This is a genomic window from Candidatus Melainabacteria bacterium (assembly GCA_003963305.1).
Taxonomy (GTDB): Bacteria; Cyanobacteriota; Vampirovibrionia; order Obscuribacterales; family Obscuribacteraceae; genus PALSA-1081.
The window spans coordinates 521,041-545,243 of record RXJR01000009.1; the positions used below are offsets into that span (position 1 = coordinate 521,041).

General features: G+C 47.4%; 19 protein-coding genes. 7 read left to right on the plus strand and 12 right to left on the minus strand.

From position 1 onward, the window contains the following. Window positions 1–1,097 precede the first annotated feature (1,097 nt). The 3 genes from EKK48_12365 (at window position 1,098) to EKK48_12375 (ending at window position 3,954) form a co-directional block, all read left to right on the plus strand. A complete protein-coding gene (locus EKK48_12365) occupies window positions 1,098–1,484 on the plus strand; it encodes a hypothetical protein (protein RTL42772.1) in 387 nt (128 codons plus the stop codon). 3 nt (window positions 1,485–1,487) lie between these two features. Further along, window positions 1,488–2,639, plus strand: coding sequence for a hypothetical protein (locus tag EKK48_12370; GenBank protein ID RTL42773.1), 1,152 nt, complete (start codon window positions 1,488–1,490; stop codon window positions 2,637–2,639). A 796-nt stretch (window positions 2,640–3,435) separates the two neighbouring features. Then, window positions 3,436–3,954: a hypothetical protein gene (locus EKK48_12375; protein ID RTL42774.1), complete on the plus strand. Its 519-nt coding sequence runs from the start codon at window positions 3,436–3,438 to the stop codon at window positions 3,952–3,954. 55 nt (window positions 3,955–4,009) lie between these two features. Here the strand turns inward: EKK48_12375 and EKK48_12380 are convergent, their stop codons facing one another. Together EKK48_12380 and EKK48_12385 are read right to left on the minus strand one after the other, a co-directional pair. Continuing rightward, complete coding sequence (locus tag EKK48_12380) at window positions 4,010–6,754, minus strand: hypothetical protein (GenBank protein ID RTL42775.1); 2,745 nt, start codon at window positions 6,752–6,754, stop codon at window positions 4,010–4,012. 738 nt (window positions 6,755–7,492) lie between these two features. After that, window positions 7,493–8,959 carry a hypothetical protein gene (locus tag EKK48_12385; protein RTL42776.1) on the minus strand — a complete coding sequence of 489 codons (1,467 nt, stop codon included), beginning with the start codon at window positions 8,957–8,959 and terminating at the stop codon, window positions 7,493–7,495. A gap of 543 nt (window positions 8,960–9,502) precedes the next feature. On the opposite strand from EKK48_12385, the gene EKK48_12390 reads away from it, so the two are divergent. Further along, window positions 9,503–9,997 (plus strand): hypothetical protein, encoded by a 495-nt coding sequence (locus EKK48_12390; GenBank protein RTL42777.1) that lies wholly within the window; start codon window positions 9,503–9,505, stop codon window positions 9,995–9,997. A 90-nt stretch (window positions 9,998–10,087) separates the two neighbouring features. Here EKK48_12390 and EKK48_12395 read toward each other — a convergent pair whose 3' ends face one another. Next, entirely contained in the window at window positions 10,088–10,567 is a 480-nt protein-coding gene (locus EKK48_12395; protein ID RTL42778.1) for a hypothetical protein, read from the minus strand. Window positions 10,568–10,587: 20 nt separating this feature from the next. Between EKK48_12395 and EKK48_12400 the strand changes: the two genes are divergently transcribed. Further along, entirely contained in the window at window positions 10,588–11,208 is a 621-nt protein-coding gene (locus EKK48_12400) for a hypothetical protein (protein RTL42779.1), read from the plus strand. Window positions 11,209–11,297: 89 nt separating this feature from the next. On the opposite strand, the gene EKK48_12405 is transcribed toward EKK48_12400, so the two are convergent. The 3 genes from EKK48_12405 to EKK48_12415 form a co-directional block, all read right to left on the minus strand. Beyond that, complete coding sequence (locus tag EKK48_12405; protein RTL42780.1) at window positions 11,298–11,741, minus strand: hypothetical protein; 444 nt, start codon at window positions 11,739–11,741, stop codon at window positions 11,298–11,300. Between the two features lie 123 nt (window positions 11,742–11,864). Beyond that, complete coding sequence (locus tag EKK48_12410) at window positions 11,865–13,016, minus strand: hypothetical protein (GenBank protein RTL42781.1); 1,152 nt, start codon at window positions 13,014–13,016, stop codon at window positions 11,865–11,867. Beyond that, window positions 12,991–13,206, minus strand: a complete 216-nt coding sequence (locus tag EKK48_12415) for a hypothetical protein (GenBank protein RTL42782.1) — start codon at window positions 13,204–13,206, stop codon at window positions 12,991–12,993. The genes EKK48_12410 and EKK48_12415 overlap by 26 nt, the downstream gene beginning before the upstream one ends. 253 nt (window positions 13,207–13,459) lie before the next feature. On the opposite strand from EKK48_12415, the gene EKK48_12420 reads away from it, so the two are divergent. Beyond that, a complete protein-coding gene (locus EKK48_12420; protein ID RTL42783.1) occupies window positions 13,460–14,212 on the plus strand; it encodes a hypothetical protein in 753 nt (250 codons plus the stop codon). Window positions 14,213–14,223: 11 nt separating this feature from the next. Here the strand turns inward: EKK48_12420 and EKK48_12425 are convergent, their stop codons facing one another. The 6 genes from EKK48_12425 to EKK48_12450 all read right to left on the minus strand — a co-directional run bounded on the left by EKK48_12425 (window position 14,224) and on the right by EKK48_12450 (window position 22,690). Then, on the minus strand, window positions 14,224–15,267 hold the full coding sequence (locus EKK48_12425) for a ribose-phosphate pyrophosphokinase (protein ID RTL42784.1): 1,044 nt from the start codon (window positions 15,265–15,267) through the stop codon (window positions 14,224–14,226). Further along, complete coding sequence (locus EKK48_12430; protein ID RTL42785.1) at window positions 15,203–16,675, minus strand: nicotinate phosphoribosyltransferase; 1,473 nt, start codon at window positions 16,673–16,675, stop codon at window positions 15,203–15,205. The genes EKK48_12425 and EKK48_12430 overlap by 65 nt, the downstream gene beginning before the upstream one ends. A 144-nt stretch (window positions 16,676–16,819) precedes the next feature. Further along, window positions 16,820–18,244: a serine/threonine protein kinase gene (locus EKK48_12435; GenBank protein RTL42786.1), complete on the minus strand. Its 1,425-nt coding sequence runs from the start codon at window positions 18,242–18,244 to the stop codon at window positions 16,820–16,822. Continuing rightward, on the minus strand, window positions 18,237–20,513 hold the full coding sequence (locus EKK48_12440; GenBank protein ID RTL42787.1) for a hypothetical protein: 2,277 nt from the start codon (window positions 20,511–20,513) through the stop codon (window positions 18,237–18,239). The genes EKK48_12435 and EKK48_12440 overlap by 8 nt, the downstream gene beginning before the upstream one ends. Further along, window positions 20,434–22,086 (minus strand): WG repeat-containing protein, encoded by a 1,653-nt coding sequence (locus EKK48_12445; protein RTL42788.1) that lies wholly within the window; start codon window positions 22,084–22,086, stop codon window positions 20,434–20,436. Before EKK48_12445 ends, EKK48_12440 begins: the two co-directional genes overlap by 80 nt. A 184-nt stretch (window positions 22,087–22,270) precedes the next feature. After that, a complete protein-coding gene (locus EKK48_12450; protein ID RTL42789.1) occupies window positions 22,271–22,690 on the minus strand; it encodes a hypothetical protein in 420 nt (139 codons plus the stop codon). 175 nt (window positions 22,691–22,865) lie between these two features. On the opposite strand from EKK48_12450, the gene EKK48_12455 reads away from it, so the two are divergent. Beyond that, window positions 22,866–23,840, plus strand: coding sequence for a cysteine synthase family protein (locus EKK48_12455; GenBank protein RTL42790.1), 975 nt, complete (start codon window positions 22,866–22,868; stop codon window positions 23,838–23,840). Window positions 23,841–24,203: the final 363 nt, after the last annotated feature.

A 24,203-nucleotide genomic window follows, 5' to 3' on the forward strand; every position in this document is an offset into this window, starting at 1 on the left:
TTTCGGGATCGTTAATTCTTGGTCTCCCTCTGGTCTCCCCTTTGGGAGTATTAGTTTGACTTAATCTTTCTAAATTGTTTGCTTAATTGTCGAGTCGTTCTATTGACAATGCGATCGCACTCGTCGGTTAAGCTTCGCTAGCCAGAGCCAAATTTTGGAGTAGTTTTTAAACTATTCTCCACCACAGCTTAGCATTCTCATGACAGCATTGCGACACGGCCCGATTGCTTCTTTTCTGGACCAGAGTGCGCAAAAATTGCAAGATGACGGATACGCAGAATCGACTGCTCGATTTCAATTTGTCGTTGCTAGCGTTTTTAGTTGATTGTATTGAAAGTTTTGAAAAGCCCTCACCCGGGCTCCTTTTCGCTTGTTGGCGAGAGGACAAGGATTCGGAAATGCTGACTTTCATGACGCGAGGCTAGTTCGCCTTCGCTCGGTGCCTGCTCTTCCGATCTGGAGAAATTTCTTCTCAGTGATGTTGCTCTTTATAGTTGAATATTGATAATGACCTGGTGTTGTTGGCGATACCATAGTTGGCGAAATCATTTTTATTGCCACTGCCTGTAAACCCAAGCATATCTGTCCTAAACGGGCTAAAATGCGAAATTGATAGTGGCGATCGATGGTGGTTGAAAGTGTTAGTGTATTGCCTGGATCGCTTGCTGGATCGAACCTTACGGAACTCCGTGCAGCTTGCGACGCCGCACGAAGTAAGGCAGGATGAAACGTTCCGGTCACTGTTCCCGGGTACCTTGTAGATGCATTCTTCGCGCATGGTTCCGCACGGATCAATCACTGTTAAGGCGGCGGTCTGAGACCCTCAAGCCAAGAAGAAAAGCTATTTTGGTTCGGTACATCATCAAGCGGCGTCAGGTTATGACGTCCAGCGTGCCCCCGCCGATTTGCATGCGCACTTTCTCACCATTGATCACTATTGACTGAAATATGGTATCGTATATGGTGATTGTTTTCGTCGCGCTATCGCTTAATCCGGCACAAAATTATAGTTCTGGCGTCTCAATAACTATGATTCACTGCCAATGGTGCCACTCGATCAAACGATTGGCTTCATAACCTAGAAGAGGAGTAAATCCATGCGTCGAAGAACACCAACAATAGCAACCAAGCTAGCCGCACCTGACCATATCAAATTTGATCAATTTTGCCGGTTGGAAGGCAAAACGAAGACTGAAGTAGCCAGAGAAGCGATCCGCTACTACATGAAAACTCGTGAATCGGAGTTGCTCGACGAGCAACAATCACCACTCGAAAAGAGGCTGTTAAAAATGGAAAATCGGTTCGCATCACTTCTTGTAAAACTGGGAGTCGGCATCTTCGCGACGGAGCATCTTCTCTGGTCACGTATGGGTGAAGACGAGAGGGGTCAGCTCTTCTCTGAATGTTATGCCAGCGGTGTTAAAAAAATGCGCTCCAAGTTAAGGCCGGAAGAAGACGAGCTGCGAGAGCAAACCGGATCGTAAAGCATGATCCGAGCAGTCGTGAAGTGGAGCTATGTCAAAGGACGCAGCGGATTGACGCGTGCTAAAGCCCATATCAATTACATTCAATACAGAGAAGGCAAGGACCGAGAGTGCGGTCCGAGGAAGTTCTTCGACAGCCAAAGTGATTCAATCACAGGCAGTCAAATAAAAGGAAGGCTAGATGAATTGGACCAGGCCGGCGTGCAGATCCACAAGATCATTTTGTCTCCTGGATTAAACAACGCCGATATGTTTGCATACACCAGAGAGATGATGACCGAGCTGTCGCGTAGCAAAGGACTTGATCTTGAGTGGTATGCAGTCAACCACGAAAATACAGAACACTTTCATACACACGTTGTTGTGATAGGCATGGACTTGCAGGGGCGAAGGGTACACCTGAGTGGCAAGGACAGTAAAAACCTGAGGAAATGGGGCAACGAATATCTAGAACGAGAACATTCTTTGGACCGGTACCTCGACGGCGAGTTGAAACGAATTTTGCAAGAACCCACTCGTGCAGCAACGCTCCAATTTCACAGACAACGAGGCGATCAAGAATTCGAAAGATTGATGTTTGGTGACGCGAGTGGGACTTATAGCGACTGGAAAGTTTTCGAGCAAGAATTACAAAACTCATTGGCAACGGAGCCAAGTTACGACCGCCAAAAGAGCTACAAGCAGTATCAAACAGAATCCGCAGGCAGGCTCCTCGATTTTCATGAAACATATCAAACACGGGAATTGAGAAAGTATTGGAATGACATTGAGGAAAGTTTTCCTGAGTTGGCCGCAGATGCTCGCCGTGAACTAGCCCTGATTGAATCTATTTCGGAAAGCAAAGTCATGGCTAATCAAGGCTGTGAATTAGACAAGCTGCTAGATGGACTGGACCAAATTGACAGGGACATACGCGCGGTGGCCGGACCTGAAGCAGAATATATTCGACAAACGACTCGTGTAGAAGACATCAGGCACGAGGAGTTAGACAGGGGATTTTCGGCATTTGCTGTTTATTTCCAGGAATATGTCGACGCCACATCGCGCGAATTGTCGAGTCGGATAAGTGATAAACAGCCAGAACTGGATAGTCCGTGCGAAGAAACATACGAAAGAGAACAGAGGACTGATGATAGAGACGAGCGCTGTAGATGAAGCGTGCAGCGACCTGGCTAATTGATGAAATCGTTTATGGTGCCTAGCCGATCAATGTTTTAATGTCTGTTGATCAATCGAATTGCAACGGTTAGTCCGCAATTCCTCGACGCTGTTTTCGACCACCACAAGTGATTGGGTGTTATTGTCTTGGTATTGGTGTACCGATCCGTAAATTATAATGCGGACGTTTTTTTGAGTAGTATTCGACCGGAAAATACATTGCCCGATTGTTTGGATTTAAATGCGAGAAAACTTGCGCATGTCCATCGACTACACTTACATCACAAAATAGACCACGCGGCTGAACCTTCTTCAGGAGAATTAGTTGGTGAGCTGAGTGCATTGACATTCGCTATTGATGGCTCAATTGCATTTGCTCAATACAGCAGCACAGATGATGAGCCTCCTGGTTGCTCAAACGAGCCTATTGTTGAACTTACTCATATTTTTACTAAGGCTTGTCGTAGGTGAAGGCGAAAAAAGGAAAACGCCAAAAGAATCGAAGAATTGTCGATAAATATTTGATACTGCTTATGGTGTGTTGAGATGGACTCTAACAGAATAGAATTTGTTGGGTATTGAGTGTGGTTTGGATTTCACGCACTTTGGATTTCACGCACGCTGACTAGTCAACGTACTAAAGATGTGATTTAGTGAATAATAGTACCAACAACCTGCATCGCATTACCCTTGCTGAGATCGCGAACCAATGCCCAGAAGAATCGTTTTAAGTCTTTTACTAGCCACAGCAGTCTTGCATCTTGGCTCAGCAGCAAAACCTGAGAACAAATCGTTGACACTTAAAAAGGGTCTCGAAAGTTATTCAATTGTTTTGCTTCCTCAAGTCGATGAGGCAGAGCAACACGAAAAGGAAATAAGAGCTAAGTTTTTAGATTTAGGGAATCGAGCTTATCCAATCATCGCTTGTCGTCAGAACGTAGCTCACCCTCGCCAGCAAAAAGCTCAGATTTTTGCTTTGGCTAAACCCGGAAAAACTAATATTTCCGCTATCTTGGTTGTTCAACCAGACACAACTTCCATGCTCAATCCTGCGGGATTCGGCGATTATGGTCCTATCCCGCCTACATCAGAATTGACATTGTCTGATTGCGAACAGCTCTGGGGGTCGAAAGAAGCTCGTCGTTCAGAGACTGCTTCAAAAGTAGACAAAACATTCGATCTGGTGCTAACAGGTCAGCATCCGCTACATTTTCATATCGATACTACTTTCCAGAATGGTTTGCTAAAACGCTATCGAGTAAGATGTGATGAGTCCGTACCTGTCTTGTCTTTGTCTTGGCGTCCTGCTTAATAGTGAAATGAGGGGGATATTCTCCCCCTCATAATAAGCATTAATACGGTTCCGCTTATGGCGTACCTGTTGAGATAGCATGATCAATGTGGAAGATCATGTTAGGGAAATACTGCAGCGTATTTTCGAAGGTAGGATCTCCATGGTATGACCCACCATGTAGAACGCTCTGACGGTACGCCATGAGAATTGCCAGCATCTCTCGTTGGTCCCATTGTGGGTATATGTCTTTGAAGATCTCCCAATTAGTCCAAGGTTGCGAAGTTGCCGGATTCGTTCCAGAATGATCTGCACATACGGTTAGCGGCGACGGCCAGAGCGTGAAACAGCTGACATCATTGATTGTTCCACTCCCAGGCAGCGCCGGAGAAATTACATCATCGTTGTATGCATTTTCCCAGTCACCTCCGGATATCAGTGAATACGGATTACCCCAGATGTAGTCCAAAGCATGACCCAGTTCATGAAGGATCGTTTGAGACATGTACATGTTAGTGTTGCCGAAGCCGTCTTGTACAAACACGGCACCGACATGTGCGGGCGGAAAGGTTTGCCCAACGGCTTCATCAGGTGAGAGACCGGTCCCGAAGAACGAATTCATCGCCGCCGGGTTTGCAAAAATATAGATCTGATGGTTCGCATCTTTCAGTCGTCCGGGATTTGTGGTTAGTGTCGATTGAAGCGCACTAGCGGCTGCAACTACATCGGCAGCATTTGGTGTGAGAGTAGGGCTCGTGGGGTTTACACAATCCCAATAAGTTGCTGGCCACGCCTTTTTAGTCACCCATTGCTGACATGTTGTTCCGTTGAGACTGATTGAACCGTCAAAATCGGTTGTAGACAGAGATGCTGTGTCACCGGATACAAAAATGGATGCATTGACGTTAAGCGGATCAGTTCCACTTCCGCCTGCAAGATTCACTATCACAGTGCCACCCAGTCCGCCATTGCCATTTGAGCTGCCTAGAGCCTTAATCAGTGTTGTCGATAGATCAGCGCTATACATGCCATTTATGGTAATGTTGCCTCCATTACCCGAACCATCAGAAGCAGCAGAAGCCGAGATAACTGCACCAGAGAGCGTCATTACGTCTCCAAGGTCGGTTTGATCAATCGTGACATTTCCCCCTGTGCCGGAGCCGTTTGCATCTGCGCGGATATTGCCGGTCGATGAGACGAACGCTCCTGCCACATAAATGAAGCCACCGTTACCGTTATTGGCCAAGCCAGAAGCAGTAATTGCTTCACCATCATTTATCACAAGAGTCAGCGAATCACTGCCAGATCCCGCATAGATAGTCCCTGCATCGCCCCCAGTACTGCTTCCGTTCGCATTTAAGCTGAAGTTAGAGCCGCTATCCCCAAAGCTTATAGCGCCTTGAGTTGGAGCAATCGTTATGTTGCTTCCATCACCACCTGAGGTACCAGACGCGTCGAGAAGGACGCGAGATGTCAGTGTGTTGATGCTCACGGCATCGACTTCAATCAGGTTTCGCCCTTCACCAGGAGCGCCGGTGTTTTCGTGAATCTCGATACTGCCTGCTAGCGTCAATGCAGAAAGAGTGCTTGCTCCATCCCATGCCGACAGCGCAATCGCATTCCAACCGCCAACCTGGCTAATCAAGGTTGCACCTGGGTTTATTGTTAGTGAATTCCCCCATATCTTCAGACCATTGCCATAGCCGTCCGCGCTGATATAGAAAAGCCCTGTGCCGGTGATAGATAGAGTGTTCGGCGAACTGGTAAAGGGTCCGAAGGTAACAAATGCAGCTGGATCATCGCTGCCGGTAACACTCCACGAACCAACTGGAGTGATCGAGAGATTGACAAAGTCAGGAAAAGAACCGTCGCCATTGATTTCTAGATTGAGTCCTGCAGAGTTAATTGTCACTTTGTTAGTTGTAAGCGAGATATTTCCCACATGGTGCCCAGGTGAGTTGGCGCTCAGAGTCGCGCCATTGCTAATCACTTCTGGAGCAAACAGCAAGATACCGCCGGATGACTGACCCGCGCTCCCGTTTGCGTTCATGTCGTCAGCTAGGGTGATTTTGTTTGTCGAACCACCATCTAGAACGATTGTACCAGCGTGAGTTCCAGAAGCTCGGACTTGCAGTTTGTCCGAGCCACTGTAGTTGATACCACCAGTGCTGACTCCATTTGAAATGTAGATGGTTCCGCTTCCGACACCGTTCGTGTTGATGAAAGTGACGCCGTTTGAACTGCTAGAACCTATTTCAAAAGCGGTGTTAGAAGATCCGCTGGTGTGAGCGAAGACTCGCACATCACCACCGTTGTTCGTCGCACCGCCTTTTAAACCTACGTCATCACTGGCTTTGAAAATTTCCGTCAAATTGTGTCCGGTAACGGCGCCGTTTATAGTGATTTTTCCCGATGGAGCAAGAACCTGGATATATTCGCCGTTTGCAGTTACTGCTTGCGTGTCGATATCACCACTTGTCGCAATGATTTTCAGACGATTTCCAGTTGAGACAACGTCTTTGACATTGACTGAAGTTCCGGACAAAGTCACCTCGCCCGCGCCTTGAATCGTCGTCGATGTGCTGATTGAGCCGGAGGCAGTGATGTGGACGTGCCCTGTTGCCGTAACTGCCTGTGGCAATGAACATGTACCGGTATCGCTGATATCCACGTCACCGTGTCCATCGAAGGTTCCACCTCCGGTAAGGTTTGGAAAGTTCGCACAGTTTCCGGTGTAGTCGTTCGCATGTGCGGTTCCGGTTATGCCTAGCGCTAAGAGCGCGGCTAGCGCAAAGCCGGGTAGAAGATTTCGTATCTTCATGGCTTTTCCTATTCGGCTGTTGAAGTTGATTCTTCGCGGTTCACGGACGCAAGGCGCAATTCACACCAATTAGATTGATGCGACTCGAAAGCTTGCGTAAAAGTGGTTAGACGTCTTTTGGTGTCAGGTGAGCCGATTGGAGGAATGTGAACTGCGAAGGTCTGAAACCTAACAATCGCAAAGCATTCAACGCAACCGCATGAGCGTGTCGACTATATTGAACGTGCGCATTTGCGTGTCAAAAGAATGCGCGGCGCCTGATTGGCGAAATGCTATAGAGATTCTAAAACCTGATGTTTAGCCGCTATTAATCAATTCGAGTGCGATTCGAGCACCATGTCACAATACAATAAGCAAGCTTGAAGCGTTGTGAATTACTGGCGCGAGCAAATGCGAGCGGATTCCAGAATGCTTTCACAGCAGTCAGCAGCTAGCGAATCGATGTCGAAAGTTTGCGCGCGTGCGCTTAAATCCGCTTTACATGCTGCTCGCGCGGCTGACTATTATTTGCGGCGCCTCGCTATTCAACCCGAAAGGTAAAGCTCGGTCAGCTTTCGGACCACATAACTCAACATGATTGCGATTTGTTGTGCAACTTATATCCGACATTCTGGCCGCTGGTCCTGATCGCTAGCCTTCGTCTTTCAAAGGTGAGTCGCTGATCATCGTTCGATTGGAAGAGTTTTCATTCCGAGATCTATTCACTGAGCGGCAATACTGTTCGAAAGTCCGTGGAAACTAACCTGTATTAGTATTTCTGGGTCGATTCTTGTTGGATTCTCGCCAAGCATCATGAGCAGCGAGGCGAGCCTCAAGTTGAGCGCTCTGTGTTGTATGAGCGTAAACGCTCAATGTCGTTTTTATATCCTTGTGCCCCATGACACCTTTGACGATGGCGATATTGACGTTGCTGCTAGCCATTTTTGCTGCCAGGCTTCTTCGTAGATCGTGCATGGTGAAGTTTTTCAGATTAGCTTGGCGACAAACCGACACCCAAGACCTGCGCGGAAAAACGATATGCCCAGTGGCGCCATTTCCAGGAAACACATATTCGCTCATTTTGGCTTGAGAGGCTGTGTTCCAGCGAGCAAGTAGAATTGTTCGTTCCTCAGGACCCAGTGGGATTGTTTGTGATTCCCCATTTTTTGTTTCAGGAATTGTCCACGTTTGCGTATCCCAGCAAATTTCTTCCCAGCGTAGTGATAAAACATTCGATTTCCGCGCGCCAGTTAGTAACAAAAGAGTGATGATGTCTCGAGTGTCACCCTTAAGCTTATCCAATACGTCAAATAGGCGGGCAGCTTCGTTGTCCGTCAGGAATCTCTTTCTCTTCTCCTCTTTGTATAAAGTGATACCGTCAAACGGATTGTCTCCGGTGTAAGATTTGAACTTTTTTCCACAGTTGACGACCGCTTTTAGAAGCTGAATGGTGCGATTTGCAGAGTACGAACCTTGTCTATCGAGTTTCGTTTTGGGAGAATTGAGTTCCTGCAGTTTTAATTCGGCTTTTTCTTTCCAATTGAGTAAGTTTGTTTTTCGTTCCTGAAGTTTCTCGCTTCTTGCAAAATTTGAAGGTCCTTCATCAAGTTCCTTGTTTATTTTTGAAAGCTGTTTCTCGATCCAGGCTAATCTTTTGTTCTGTGTCTGTAACCAGATGGTATTTTTCGCTTGAGCTCGACTTTGCCCATCGTGTTTTAGCTTTTTGTGTAAATCATGCGCCATACCGCTGGTGATATCACATACCTTTAGTGACGCCAGCGATCTTCTGCCAGAGATGTGAAAGTTCACAACGTAGCGTTTGAAATTCGCCTCCATATCTTTCCATGTCTTTCGGTTTTCTTTTGCATGTCGCTCAATATATTCATCAAACAAAGTTTGGAGAGTTGGTTCCTCACGAAGAGTTTTGGTGCGAATATCTTTGCACTTCCGGTCGGCCAATCTTCCGTTGATTTCGTATGCTCTCATTCGCGCTTGTTCGACTGAGAAAATCGAAACATCTCCTATACGTTCCCACTGTGAGATGCCATCGACTTTTTTTCGTACCCAGTAAGTGCGGGCTCCGCTACCAGTGATTTGGATAAGCAGTCCATTTGTTTTTTCGTCGTAGTACCTCGCCCGTCTCCCCTTTGGCGGAAGTGGCAGTGACTCGATCGTGCGTTTGCTAAAGTTGATTTTCGGGTATTTGTCAGGCTTTGGGCTGTTCATATGCGCCTCAAAAAATGCGATTCTGGTCTCCCCCTGGTCTCCCTTTTTGCATCAAATTTGAAGAATTTTGGTGAATTTTTGTCTACTTCAAATAACTCGGAAACCCAGTGTTCATCAGTGATTATGCATTGTATCGTGCGTGTGAGAAACTTGCTTGGAGGAGACTTCGAACCAAGGTGTCGGGAGTTCGAATCTCTCTGGGCGCAAAGCTTTTCATGATCGCAAATTCTTGGTCTCCCTCTGGTCTGCCTTTGGGGCTCATTAGTTTGGTTTAATGCTGGGTGCTTTTCGTATTGAAGAGAAACCTTTTTGTTTTCATGCCGGGTGTGGACAAAATGAAGGTCAAATTTACGACTAGAATCAGTCTTGAATTCGAAGTCCTGCACTAAGTTTTTGTGGTGCGTCGGTGAAGATAAGAGCTTGTTTCTCTGAGGCGCCATGGTAATTCACGCATCAGACGCGTAATTGCCTCCAAGTGGTTTCATGCAAATTTTATAGCCCTGATTGAACACTGAATAGGTAATTCTTTGAGGTTTTTCAAAAATGGCTGGAGAATCATTGATAGCTAAAGCTGGACTTTCAGCTTTAGCCAGGACCGAAGAAGCGATTGAGGCTGCGTCTGCCAGAGGTTTAAGTTTGTTAGATATAGTGGCTGAGGGAAACACTGGCAAAACGGTCGCGAAAGCGGCTACATCTGAATCTGCTGTCGCAACACAAGCTAAGGCAATGACATTTGAAGAGCGAGTAGCGGCAGCTTCCCGAACTCCGGTTCAGAAAGTTCAATTTCCAGTCAATGAAATTGCAGAACCACTTGCGTATGGTGGAGAGCGGGGATATGTCCCAATAGAAGAATGGAAAGGTCAATTTGCCTCCGCGCAAACGGATCGCAATTTGAATTGGCTTCTGAAGAATACAGATGCTGCCCGCACAAACAAAGTACAGCTAGTTCTACAAGAACTCGATAAACTGCCAGAAGCTGAACAGATCAGTCCTAGCTGGAAGAAATTACTGGAGCCACTTGGAGTCAACAGAACTTGAAAAATGTCCGCGTCAGGTAATTAATCATCACCATTGCAAGTAATAAACCAGCAGATGCGGATTCGAAGGATTGCGCGACCGTTAACTAGTTTAGGGCGAATTCTGACATTTTTGCGAGCGAATTAGCCATAGAGCAATGATAACCAATAGAGAGCAGACGCCCGCTGCTGCGGAGTATATAGCCGTCATCTCATTCAAGCTGATGAGTTGTGGAATCAATTTGAGAAATGATGTTTTTGAATCAACTGCATTGAGGACGGTCACTGTTGATCCAGCTAAATAGAACGAAACTTGAGGCACGCCAATCATCATCCATGTCTCTCGATGCTTGAATGACTGAGGTACAAATCGACCAAACACGAGTGCCACCATTGCTCCCACTAAGCCACCTTCAATCCCGTACATAAAAAATGGCTGCGCAAAATTCTGAATCGGAAGTTCATACGATGGGTCGAACGCCGAAAAAAGACCATCAACGCTGATGGAAAGCAGTGCTATCCATACTCCAGTTGAAAAAAAGCCTACAATGAAACAAAGAATCGGCTCGGGTAAAGCGATCTTTGTGTGCATAAAAGTCGAACTCGTGCCTTGTGGAAAGCGCTCCTGTTATCATACCAAAGAGGTTCCACCAAGCCAACCGCGAAAGTATGATTACTCTAGCCTTCGAAGATGTTCACTGCCCTCGAACAGTTGAAGATTTGTCTCCATTTCCTCGTCAGTGGTCGGACGTAATTCAGCTTGGAGCATTTGAGGGACGTCAGATTTTCCTAATCAACGGATGTGATTTTACGACGAATTATCCAATCCTTGGTTTTGCGCGTGCATTAGCAGCAATCTGTTTCAGACTGGAACGAGGTTCAGTATCGGAAGAATATATTGCTCCGCATCTTCAACCGGAATTCTATCTAGCATTTCACCGTCGAGATGGGGTGGTGAAGGTGGAAACTTTTACGTTCAAGCACATAGAGGATCCGACGTTAGATAGGTCCGATCAGCGTTCAGCACTGGTGCCCTTGCAAGAGTTAAAAGACTCCGCAAACAAATATCTCGATGCTGTAATCACCTTTTGCTCGAAATCGATTCCAGAGATAGCCCAAGATCCAGGGATTCAAACTTGGTTGACCGATTTTTCCATTCCAGATTTTCAGGGACTGCTTGGTACTGACGAGCAGGCTGAGATTACAATTCTGGAAGACAATCAGACATTCTAGGCGTCAATAATCATTTTGTGCCAGTGCTGATCAAATGGAAGCGCAATAGACTAGCAACTTCCATTACGCCTTGAGTCAATCAATGCAATCTACTGCGACAGTTGCTTTTCCATCAGTTTCTTTGCTGCATCGTCGTGCACACCAAATTCTTCTTCCTTGCCCTTCGTTAAATCAGCTGAGCAAAGCAATCCATGTGCACTGCTGCCGTCTGTTGCGATCAGAAAAATGACATCGTTGCCGCCGCAATTGTGAGGCATGCAGACGCTTCCATAATAACAATCTTTGCCTTTGAATTTTATGATGGACATTGGCGGTGAGGTGCCCTCGAGGGTGTAAATCCAGGGCATAGCCATGTACTTAGCAGGCACGATATTCTGGTAAGCGCGAAGCGCTTTTCGGTTCGCTTTTTTGATTTCGAAAGGATAATTTTCGGCTGCGATCGCTGCCTCTCCAATTCCAGCAAAAATGCTGATTAGTCCCACTGCTGCTAACACCTTCATTGACTGCATTGTTCCTCCAGAAAATTCGAACATCGATGCAACATTCCACTCTATACTTGATCCTGGCTTGAGCAATTCTATCCTGTCCAGAGTGTTAAAAGATGATGGTTTCAATCCGGTGCACAACAAACCGCTAACTCGCGAGCGGACCAATCCTTAATTCCTCGGTGCGGGTTTTGATGGGTCGTACCAGGCACGCACTGCTGCGTCAAGGTCCGCAACCCGACGTTTTATTTCATCCTTCGATGCTTTTCGATCGATAGCATCTGTGAGCGGTTTCCAGATACGCGGAGGAAACGCAGCCTCCCCGTTCTCTTTAAACGACTTACTAATTTCCTCACAAACCATGCGACCGCTGCCACTTTGTTCGTAAACCAGTAACAGCATCTGACTTTTGGTGGCAAGCTCGACGTCGAGACGTTCGGTCTCGCCATATTTGTTTTCTAAGTTGTTCCATAGCGGATACTGACCTTGTGTGGCCCAGGTCAGGCTTGCCATTGTGTCTTTCGTTACTGACCCAGTCCTTGCGGGCAATGGCGCGATTTGCAGTTGAAACTTACGGGCTATGTCTTCAGCCCATGCATAAAATTGCGCTGCTTTGGAAAGAGGGACGTCCGGGCTTTGACTTAACAGTGCCGCTGCACCGATGAACGAGCCCATGTCCCACAATGCCAGCTTGTCCGCCCGCGTCGAAATTGTTTTACCGCCTGGTGGTTGTGCGATTGGCGTAGGTTTACCTGACAATCCACCAAATGAACTCCAAACTTTGTTGCTACTTCCTTCGCGCCGTGATGAGGACACGTTTGCCTCATTCGTATTACCGCTAACTGAAGAAGCCTCGGACTTCTTAAATTTCATACGCACGGATGGTGGCATCTTCATGTTCAGCATATAGCTATTCACATCGGTGCCCAATTTGTCCGTGTGATCGAGAGCCTTTAGAATCTCTGCGCGCGATTTTTTCGCCTCCAGTGCCTTCTGCAAATCATAGAAAATGGAAGAAGCTTCCAGCCCGCCGCCGTAGTCTTTTAATAGGATCTTGAGCGCATAATCGCCGATTTCACTGCCAGGCTCGTAATTGAAACGCAGCATGCCCATCTTCGCTGCCTTCTGAACGATGCGAGATTCAGATTCTGTGTATCGACCCTGCAGGAGTTCATAAACTTCTTTCATATCGATAACAACGTATTTGACTATCTGGTTGTATTGAGACTTTGGATCGTTCGTCCGGGGTGGCAATTCAGGCACGTTGAACGGAAACTCATTAGCCAGGTCTTCCGCTTCATCGTGCCTGTCGCGCAATTGCATCAGGCATCTTGTGCTCCTCAATATTGATTGCTGTCATTTTAGCAGCCAAGAGGATGCGGAAGAGGACCTTAGCGGCGACAATTGGAATGGCTTCCATGTCTGAACCTCCCATCTTTTCGTTGGACTGATTAAATGCTAGCTCTAAATGACGGGATCTATCGACGTATACCGCATTCAGTGTGCTCGGCATAACTGTCGGGACGTCCGCATATCTATCGTCCGAAAGATTGATTTATTGATTCGTGGTGTCTTTTGCCCGTTGATGCGGACCTCCAGCGAAATAAAAAGTTGGTCATCTCTTATCACCGCTCGACGTGCGGTTCGGCGTCTTATGTGTTGCGTGCGTGCCTGCTAATTAAACAAATCAATCTTGAGGATGAGGAAGAACCTTTGCCTTTCGCGCTATCAATCTTAGGCAGCGGTGTATAAAGCCAGGAGTACCAATGACAATAATCAACCCCGAGACATTTGCGACGATTAGCGCTGCCGACTTTCAGAACCGCAAACCGTTTCCCTGGACAAACATTCAAGGTTTTCTCACCGATAAAACTTTTGAAGAACTGATGGAAACATTGCCTCCGCCATCGATGTTGCACAGCGAGTTTGGCAAGGCGCGAGGCTACGGGCAGCAAAGTCACGATCGATTGTCGCTTCAGTATCGACCAGAATTGAACCTGTCAGCGGTATGGCAGGAATTCGTCGATTATTTGCACGGTTCGGAATACGAACAGTTCATCAGGAGAATGTACGGACTGAAGGCGAGCGAGCGTATTGTGCTGACGATGCACTGGCATTACGCTAAAGCAGGATGCTCCGTATCACCTCATGTAGACGCCAGTCGCAAGTTGGGTTCGCATATCTTTTATTTCCATCGCAGCGATGAGTGGGATGATACCTGGGGTGGACAGACTGTTGTGCTCGAGAGCGATAAGCCGGTAGAGGCTCATTCAGCGCCATCCTTCGATGCTTTCAATGTAGTAGCGGCATCTAAAATTATGGACAATCACAGCTTCATCTTTCACCGCACCGAAAATTCGTGGCATGGTGTTCGTCCGCTGACTTGTCCCCCTGAGCGTTTGCGTAAAGTGTTCATCGTTGTCGTTAATCGCGTCAATCTGCAGGTTAGATGGAGAGCCTTGCGAGGCAAAGATGCAGACGGAATTCCATTCAACGTTAAGCAAGCTGCAAACACTTAAGCGCGTAGCTTTCAGCTTGCCGTCGAAAACTCTTGCAGTTTTGAAAGACTTTGAAGGAAGAAATCTTGCGTGGGATACACCGTGAGCTTCTCCATGCCAGGCAAGTCAGAAGCGCGATTTCTTGCGAACGAATCGGTAGTATAAATTCGCTTGAAACGATTACTTATTTCGCTGAATCCCTTTGAGAAAATTCCGTGAGTAACGTAAAGAGCGAGTTCTAGTCCATATTCTTTCAAGCTGTCTGCGATACCATTGAATGTTCCTCCGCCGTCGCAGATGTCGTCGACAAGCAAAACCTTTTTTGTTTTGAATTCGGATAACTCGGGAACTTTGAATCCTTTCAGTTTGCCCGTCAGCAAATTGCGTTCCTTGCTGCAGTGCAGTACGTTTTCATAGTTGCTGCTGACTGCTTCGTAACGTTGTCGGGCTCCTTTGTCAGGGAACAGCAGAGTCAGAGGAGCGGGTCCTTCGGCACCACTATCGGTTTCTTCGTCACCACTAGCAGGTCCTTCGTTACCACTAGCAGGTTCTTCGTCACCACGATTGGTTCCTTTGCCACCACTATTGTATTTGCTGAAATCGTCAAAGGCTTGCTGAATGAAGTGATTTGATGGCAGGTCCTGGATGCGCTCGAAGTGCTGCAGACCCTGCGCGGAATGAGCGTCAAGTGTGATTGGAGTTACATTAGCCGAATTGATCAAGCGTGCAAACGTGGCGACACCAAAACAATCGCCGCCGCTAAATCTGCGATCGGCACGTCCATATGGTAGATACGGCAGGATTAGTGATATCGCTCGATCACTATCTTGTCTCAGCGCATCGCAGAGCAATAGTGTTTCAATCACTTGCTCGGAGCAGGTTATGCGCGCAGTGACCGCTACTACGTCTGCCGCCACAATATCCGGCATGAGTTTTTCATGCACTCTCACATGCAGTTCGCCGCCGGGGAATTTGATCAACTCATATTTTTCTTTGTCGCCCAATTCGACTCTATAAATCTGCACGAACGCGACTCCTGATTGTAGAGAAGGAATTGTCGACCAGCAGCTTCCCATCGCTGAAGACCTTTTCAAATGCACATCGATCTAGATCTTCCGGCAATGACTGTTCGCTGACAACATATTTCCCGGATTCTCCTGTTACGACGGGAATGCCTTTGTGCGAGAATTTGCCACCGGTGTCCGTCACAGGCTTTTTGAAGATTGGGATAATCTGTCCGTTCTGTCGTGTTGCAGTCGCCTTCATGGCAAATCCGTATGTGTCGCGTGTCACATATTCGTAGGTATAGGAACCGATGCCGAAGACCATGTTGTATGGACTCAGACCTTTTGCCACTATGCCACTGAGAATCTTGTCTGCTCTTTCGTAGGAGATTGCGTCACCGTAGATGGCGCCACCATTGTTGATTAGTGGTAACGCTGTGCCACCAGAGGTAGTATTAGGTTTTGTTCCCAGAGCTTCAGCGAGAAGCTGGATTACTCCCTTGCGCGCAGGTCCTTCGGCTGTTTCGTTGCCGCAAATGATCAAGTCAGGAACACCACTATCAGGTCTAATCACGACTTTACCGTTTCTTGCCAGGATAGTTTGTTTGAGGCGCGGAATGTAGTCGGTGAGTACTTGCCATAAATCCCAGGTGTCGGAGACGATGGAAACGATGCCAGTCGGATAGATGTCTTCAATTAATCGACGGAATGTCTCAAATTCACCATCCTGACCACCGGCGCACATCACTGAGTGCTCGGTTGCCGGCACCGATCCGCCGCAGCTCAATCCTGCGTCGTAATATTGGTTGGCGGCGAGGATGGCGGGCAATGAATCTGTACCTGAGAAGCAGGTTAAATGTCCCATGCCTGAGAGTATGGCATCCTCTATGCCGCTCATACCGCGCATTGAGAAATCATGTCCCTGCCAGTCTATAAAGGAGAAATCCGTTTCTCCAGACTCTCGTGCATACTTCTCAAACAGTGCGCGAAATCTTTGTGCGGTTGTCGCAGAAGTTGATGGCTTCCATAGATAAGCCGATAACATCGTCTCAAAATAGTTTGGTAACCAGAAAAAGTCCGGATGGGTGTTTGTTAGCACCACCGACGGACTGTTGAGCGGCGTAGAGTTTCCTTCCGGGATGGAATAGATATCGAGAGGTAGATATTGCAGCTTGTGGAGAGCTGCGATATGGTCTGTGCGGGGCTTTTGCAATCCCAGCGTGGCTTGCATCACAGCACTGTAATGCTTAATCACCTCGTCTAAACTCTGTTTGAAAAATTCCTCTTCAAAGGCTTCGATCAATATTTTCTTGATGAAATACTGCAGCCCAAAATGCACGACAGTACGCTGATCTTTGATTCGAGTGGTGCGAGGTGTCCAGTTGGACCAAATTTGGGTGATGCCCGCAGGATATTGGTCGATATGACCAACTTTGTAGAAGTCAATCAAGTAAATGGGTTGCAAGTAATCAGACTCCATCGATGAGTTCGATTATTATCACCGATGTTCGACTAAACGACTATGGTAACCCATTCAATTCCAATCATTCCTGGCCTTGAACAATTAGTTTTAACGACTGGTCCTCGATGTTTCAGCACTGGTTATCGAGATCCGCCCTCTTTACTACACTACCATGGTCTGGGCGGCCAGTCTGCGAAGCACGGGCAGCAGCTGGGCGATCGATTGGTAACGTTCGTTCGTCTCAAGCTGCGTGCAAGACTCGACGAGTTCAGACAGTTCATCTGAAATCGTCGCGTTATGTTCTTTGGGAATGGAAGGCGAAAGTGCCTCAGGCTCCTGTCCGGTCAGCAAGAAAAACATGGTACAGCCAAAAGCATAGATGTCACTATGTGTGGTGGCTTTGCCACGGAACTGCTCTGGTGCAATGAACGAATGCTTGCCGACAAATGTGCCAGTGGCATTACCGATAAATTCGTTTGCGGCACCGAAGTCAACGATAATTACCTGTCCATCATTTCTTAGCACCAGGTTGTCCGGTGTCAGATCTCGATGGATGATAGGCTGTTCGCGCTCGTGTAAGTATTTGAGTGCTGTGGCAATCTGAATCGCCCAGTCGAGGACATTAGCTTCGCTCTGAGGACCGTTCTGTTTGATCATCTGACGCAGGTCAACTCCATTTACATAATCCAGCATCAGATAGTTGCGACCGGCTTCAGTAAAGCAATCGAGAACGTGCACGATATTCGGATTGTTCAATTTCATTAGCAACTGTGCTTCGCGCTCAAACATCTCGCGCGCCTTGTCTTTGATATTTTCCGGTCCACTTTCCGGTATCGTGGCTTCCTTGAGAACTACAAGTTTCTTTCCATCGAGTTGGCACAGATAGATAGCGGATAGACCACCCGATGCTAGATGGCTCATGACTTTAATCGTGCTGTTGCGTAAAACCTTTCCTATCTCAAGCGGAATGTATGAGGTGGGGCAGAATCGGCGACCCAACTCTTCTTCCCACAACTCAGTGTAAGTCTGATCTTCGTTTTTCATGCCGATGCGCATGGTGCTCTGTAACTGATTAAGGCTTTCATCACAGAGTTGCGGCACCCACATCTGAGAGGCTAGCAAGAGCTGTTCAACAAATTCGGGTCCGATATCATTTGTCGCCAGTCGGATCGGTGCTCCTTTTGTGCGTCTCAGAGTTATGAACGATTTGGCGGGATCGTTCGAATTGGCAATTGCTTCAATACGTTGAACGTTTGCCCAGGGCACGTATGAGTTCAGAATCAGACTGCGCCCCAGCAATTTAGGCAGGCGTATGCCTTCTTTGTCAATAATCATAAAATCTTTGGACAATGCGCGTTTAAGCAACACTGATCCGACCGCTACGCAAAGGCAAACTGCGCAGAAGGCAAGATATTCAACTGCTTTGGATGGATGGTTGGTTTGCGCACTGGAGATTGCGCTGATAAGCAGACCAACTCCAAAAAGTGGAGCAACAACACCCCATATCGGAAAAGTGACATTCAGCACGATGTCTGTTATTTGTCGTAATGAGCTATTACATTTAGATCTGACTACGAGTTCAACCATGCTCTACGACCTCTACGACCTTCTCTCTCGGTAACTTTATTGTTGACGCTGTTTCCGGTGCAATTGTTGAAGCATCTTCGGATGCAATCGTGGAAGTTGAAACTTCTTCTGGTGTGATTGTTGAAGCGTCGCGCAGCAAGTCGGCTTCAATCTCTTTGGCAGATTTGTAGCGGTCTTTCAAGTTTAACGAAGTTGCTTGTTTGACTATGTCATTCAATTGTGTTGTTATGTTCGGTTTTAAGTTTTGAGGATTGGACTGCGAAATAGGCTCAGGGTCCTGCCCTGTTAGAAGATAGAACAGAGTAGCTCCGAAGGCGTACAGATCGCTTTGATCCGTTGCTTTGCCTCTGAATTGTTCGGGAGGCAGATACGCGTGTTTGCCGACTATGGTACCGGTTGCCCCGCCCTGGAGTTGCTGGGCAACGTTGAAGTCGATCAATTTCAATTGACCTTTGGAATTTAGTATCAAGTTGTCCGGTGTGAAATCACGATGTATGACCCCGTTTGCGTGCAGAGTTTGCAGTATGTTGCACATTTGAATAGCGAGGTCCTGCGCTTGTTCGCAACTGATCGGTCCATTGTTTTGCACCGAATCTCTCAGACTGCTGCCATCTATGTGTTCGAGCACCAGGTAGGCCCGATGGTCTTCTACAAAATGGTCGAGCAGCTTGACGATGCCTTCACTGTGCAGTGATTGCAGCAAGCGAGATTCTTTCTCAACACTTTCGAGACTTTTGCGACGCAGGCTCTCGTCGCCGAACACCGGGATGATTGTTTCCTTAAGCACGACAGTCGGCATCTGTCTGTGATCATTGCCATCAGATAGATCCTTGCAAAGATAAGCCGTGCCCTGACCTCCGACGCCAATGCTGCGCAGAACTTCGTAGCGGTTATCACAAAGAGTCTGACCTGGTTGAAGCGGCTCCAGCGTTTTTCGCTCAGGAGCCTGCGTAAGAGACTGAAGCCAGATCTCGGTATAGCTGTGTGCAGCATGAGGTCGCATCGCCTGCGACAACTCATAGTCGATCTGACAATCGGGAACCATTTTTTCCATGCGCTTGAGCAGCGATGTTCGGTCGTCATGCGCTAATGCTGATAAGTCGACATCAAAATTCTTGTTGTTTGGCGTCTGCAATCTGATCTTCCAGCTTTGTGAACCGGCGCTGCCTTTGGGTTTGAACAACGACGCACTGGCAATTTGATTCCAGGCAATTTTCTTAATCAGAATGTTTGTGCCCGCTATTCTTAGCAACAGCTGAATGCCCAATTTGTCTGCTACAAGTAAATTCGGTCTGAGTGCAATGCGCATAAAGTAAATGACAAAAGCAAGGATAGCACCACCTGTGATGAGCATCATAATTGGATTGTTGGAGAGAGTTTGCACTGTTTCGGTGGTTTTAGTCATGCCGCTAGCAAGGAAGCGTGACAAACCCTCAGATACTTTTTCCAGGAAATCATGTAATCCAATCTGTTGCAATTGTCGCCAACTATTTGGATTAAGCATGACGTACAGTCGCGAAAACATACCAATCCACATTGGTCCAAAGACTATGCAAGCAACGACTGGACCCATGCGGATCCACTGGGCTGCACTTAGTTTGAACACCTCGAAGGATTCACCGATAATGCGTTTTGAGTTGTAGGGCAACTGCAAACGGTCGGTTGTCTCGAGCGCCGATTTCTTCTTTGAGTGGCGGCACTTTATGAGGGTGTTCAAAACTGGTGCTGTTGCCAGATTCGAGTTTCTGACCTCGAGATGCTTCAGCAGTGCCGCGATGTTTTGCTCAGACATTCCGCCGATGCTTAATCTCAAATCGTTCCCGTCGTTGTTTCTGATCGTGATCCAATTTGGAAGAAGTTTTCCCTTCTTGTAATTCACGTCGATGCCTGTCAGACTGCGAATCGGAATAGCTTTATAGCCGAAATAGATGTAGTCATCGTCAATCCTGATTTTTCTCTTCAGTAGATCGACAAGAAAGTAGTTTAAGCAGAGGCACAGCATGACGGCGTAGCCTATCTCCGGTGCGAACCCTCCTATGGCACGGCACAAAAAGCCAACGATTGGAATCGCAATCAATCCCCAGATCGGCACGAGTAAGATCGCTTTCTGCCACAATAAGATGTGAGCGAGAAAGTCACCGTAGCTTATTGATTGGACCTGGTGGACCTGTTTCGTAGATTTTGCCACGCTACGTATTGCCCTCTCCAATCTGAAACTTTCTTCTTGCACTCGATGACTTTGCTGCTTCCGTTTCCAATTTGCTGCCATTGAGGATCTCGAATAGAGGCCCCATAACCGCCACGGAGGCGTTGCCGTTATTGAAGATTTTTGCACTTACAAATGACTTATCTGTTGCTAAGTTCCCTGTTCTGTCGAGATAGTGCCACACTCCTTTTTGTTGTACGAGACCATATTCGTTAGAAAAGCGAATTGCGTAGTCATACTGTGGTCGAATTGCGATTTCACCTTTGCTGTTAATGTATCCGCACTTATCCCCGATGATTACCGCGCCCATGCCGTCATAAAGCCATGGTTGAGTATGGTCTGCTATTGCCCCATCAATTTTGGTCGGTAACAGTTTGCCCCTGGAATCGAAGAGTCTCCAGTTTTGCTCATAATCAAGGGCTGCTATGACGTCATCGTACATAGTGATTAATTTGTATTTCGGCTCGAGCAGGTAGTTGCCGTGAGAATCAACCATTCCGCAATTGCCCTTCTCAGTCACAGTTGCATAACCGCGGTTGTACGTAGAAATCGATTCATACTTCGGAGGTATGAGCGTTTTTCCTGTTTGATCAAGCAGTCCGCATCGACCGTTTAGCCATACTTGCAAAAAGTCAGGATCGTATTCTCTTTCTTTGGTTGGCTGCAATGGATCTTCTGCAATTTTTTCGATTCTTTCGTATTTTGGTGGCACTACGTAGTTTCCTGCGGCGTCAACCATACCAACAAAACCGTTCTCGTCTTTAATACTGAACAAGTTTCCAATCCGCGCAGGAGCGCCGTGACCGGTGCTTTTTCGAATAACTTTGCCATTTTTGTCAATCAGAGCACCAAAATCGTTAATCACCACTGGTGCGACGCCGTCTTGGAAGTTCCCGGCATAGGTGTAGATTGGAGCTAGTATCGTCTGTCCTTTTTTGTCGATGTATCCCCAATGGTCAGAGTTTGTTTTTGAATCTGATTGGGAAATCTTGAACTTAACTGCTGCCAGACCGTCCTTAAAGCTGCTCACCTGTATGTAATTTCGAGGCACAACTAGAGTTCCCGTTTCGTCGGCAAATCCTATGAGGCTAATGTTGTCTTCCCAGGTTGACGATCGTACCGCACGCAATCCCTCAGAAGCCGGACCGTCATCAATATAGTCCAGGTTATCCTGTAGCTTGTTCTGTTTACTATTGGCCGTAAATTGCATGCTCGAATTGAGTTTGCCGGACTTCTCAAAAAGACTGCTCAAATCAGTAAAAGATAGACCAAAAACTGCTAGAGACAGAGCGATGCAGGCTCCTATAATGGCGCGATGGCGATTCAGACCAGGGGTCACGGGGCCGGTCGGGCCGTTTGATTTTTTTTCTGGGATCAATTCGACTTTACGTGTCACTGAATCTGTGACGGGATTGGCCTTCCCTGCTGGAGCGACTTCGCCTGAGAGCGGGGATCCGGAAGAGGTCGAGAATGCGCCAGGTCCGGTTCCAGGTCCAGGTGCAGGTGCATCTTCAACGACCCCAGATTGGCATTCACCTTGTGATTCAGAAGCTTGCTCTGAAGCGATAAGACGTTTTGTTGATTCGCCGTGTACAACCAATTCCGGTTGCTCAACCTTTTCGCGAAACTCGGTCATTGTTCTTCAGCGCCTCGGCGGTTCGACAGTGCTTTATTCCCGATTCGGATGATCGCCAATCCGTATTAAACAGCACTGGAACGCGTTGAGCTTGCGGCCTAAAGCTATAGCAAAAAAGATCAGTGAATTTACTGATCTTTTTTGCTGGAAGGTTCTGTAGTGTGGGTTCGAACGCTGTACCCGTCTAGGCTGACTCGCGTTCCTGGCGCCGCATTTCTTTGCGCCAGATAGTGAATGAATCGACGATTTTTTTGCCATTACTGTCGATAGCGGGACCGATTAAGGCTCCATCGAGTCGATGCAGGAAATCGTTTTCGAAGCGGCTGAGAACTTGTGAGAAGCTCTGGTTGCTCAGGACTGAATCCACAGGAGCCCACTTCGTTTCGTCAGCAAAGACTTCATTAATCGCCCTGGCGCGCTTTTCTCGGAATTCACTAACTTGAGCAGCATCTTCCAGGTTGAATGAATGACCAACAAAGAAGTAGTTTGGCCCCGGGTATGCGTTCTCTTTCTTGTAATGGGTAAAATCTGGCTGCGGTAGGCGAGCACGGCGTCTCTCAACTGGTCTCTGGTCGTTAGATTGGCTCGTTGCGTTCTCGGACATCCTTCCTACCTCAGGGTCTGTCGTAAAACCGAAATTGTATGCGAACATGGTTAAGTTTGCATTTAACAGAGATAAGATGCGGTTCTTGTGGACATGCAAGGGCATATCCTGGACCGGCGTGATTTTGCTGACCCGACTGTCTTATACTGGTTGACTGCTTTTCAGACAGGTGTTTTTGGAAATTCTTGACTCTTTAGCCGCAGCCGTCGGAAATACGCCCATGATTCGCCTGGACAGAATCAATCGGGTCAAATGCCACGACTTGCTCGCCAAGTGTGAATTCATGAATCCAGGCGGGTCTGTTAAGGATCGAATCGCCTTTTACATGGTCGAGGAGGCTAAAAAGGATGGCACTCTGAAGCCTGGTCAGCTAATCGTCGAAGCGACTGGCGGAAATACAGGCATCGGATTGGCACTTGTTGCAAAACTGACCGGGCATAAGCTGGTCACGGTTATGAGCGAGAAGGTAGGGCGCGACAAGGTGCATCTGATGCAAGTGTTGGGTGCAGAAACGATCGTTGTACCTGGCGGAAAGCTGATTGATGATCCAGACCACTTCATTAATCAAGGCAAGAGAATAGCGCAAGAAAGAGATGGCTGGTATGTCAGTCAGTTCGACAATAAGCACAATCTGGAGGCTCATTACAGGTTTACTGGGCCCGAGATCTGGCAACAAACAGAGGGCAGAGTCGATGTTCTCGTTGCTGGTATTGGTACTGGTGGCACCATCTGCGGCGCTGGACGCTTCCTCAAGGAGAAAAAGCCTTCGGTAAAGCTTGTTCTTGCGGACCCTGAGGGCAGTATGCTTGCCGATTGGCTCAATAAGACTGAGCCGCATCCGAATTCCTACCTTGTGGAAGGAATTGGAGGGGATTTCATTGCCGGCAACGTCAATATGGAGATGATTGATGCGGCAATCCATATCGATGATAAGACGTCCATAGAGACGGCATACGAATTGCTGGACAAAGAAGGAATGTTTGTGGGCAGTTCGAGTGGATGCGTGCTGGCTGCCGCCATGCGATATGGTGAACTGAATACGGAAAAGCCGCTCACCATAGTAGCTGTTCTCCCCGACACTGGACGCCTTTATATGGAAACGATATATAGCAGTGCCTGGTTGGAATCGCGCTTGATAAGCTCGAAATGAGCCTGCACTCTCCAAAGCGAGGGTTTTGGACTCGATTTTTTTCCGATATCGGAAGAAATTTTGGCTTGAATTTTTTCCGATATCGGAAAAAATCAAAGCTGTCGATATACAGAAAGTACTATGTCGGATATGCGTTTTCAGAATTGATTATGACACCACTAGGCCGAGCGCTTGTCATGCTTTTGGTATGGCTAAACGACGCATGATAAGCCGATTCTGTTATGACGAAAATTCATTTCTTAAATACACAATGGGGTACTGGAAGATAGTTTTGAGAGCGCTATACTAATTACATAACCGGTGAGCAATGACTTAAATGTTCAATGCTTTGAGCCGAGGGGCAATGCGGAAACGACAGGTCGG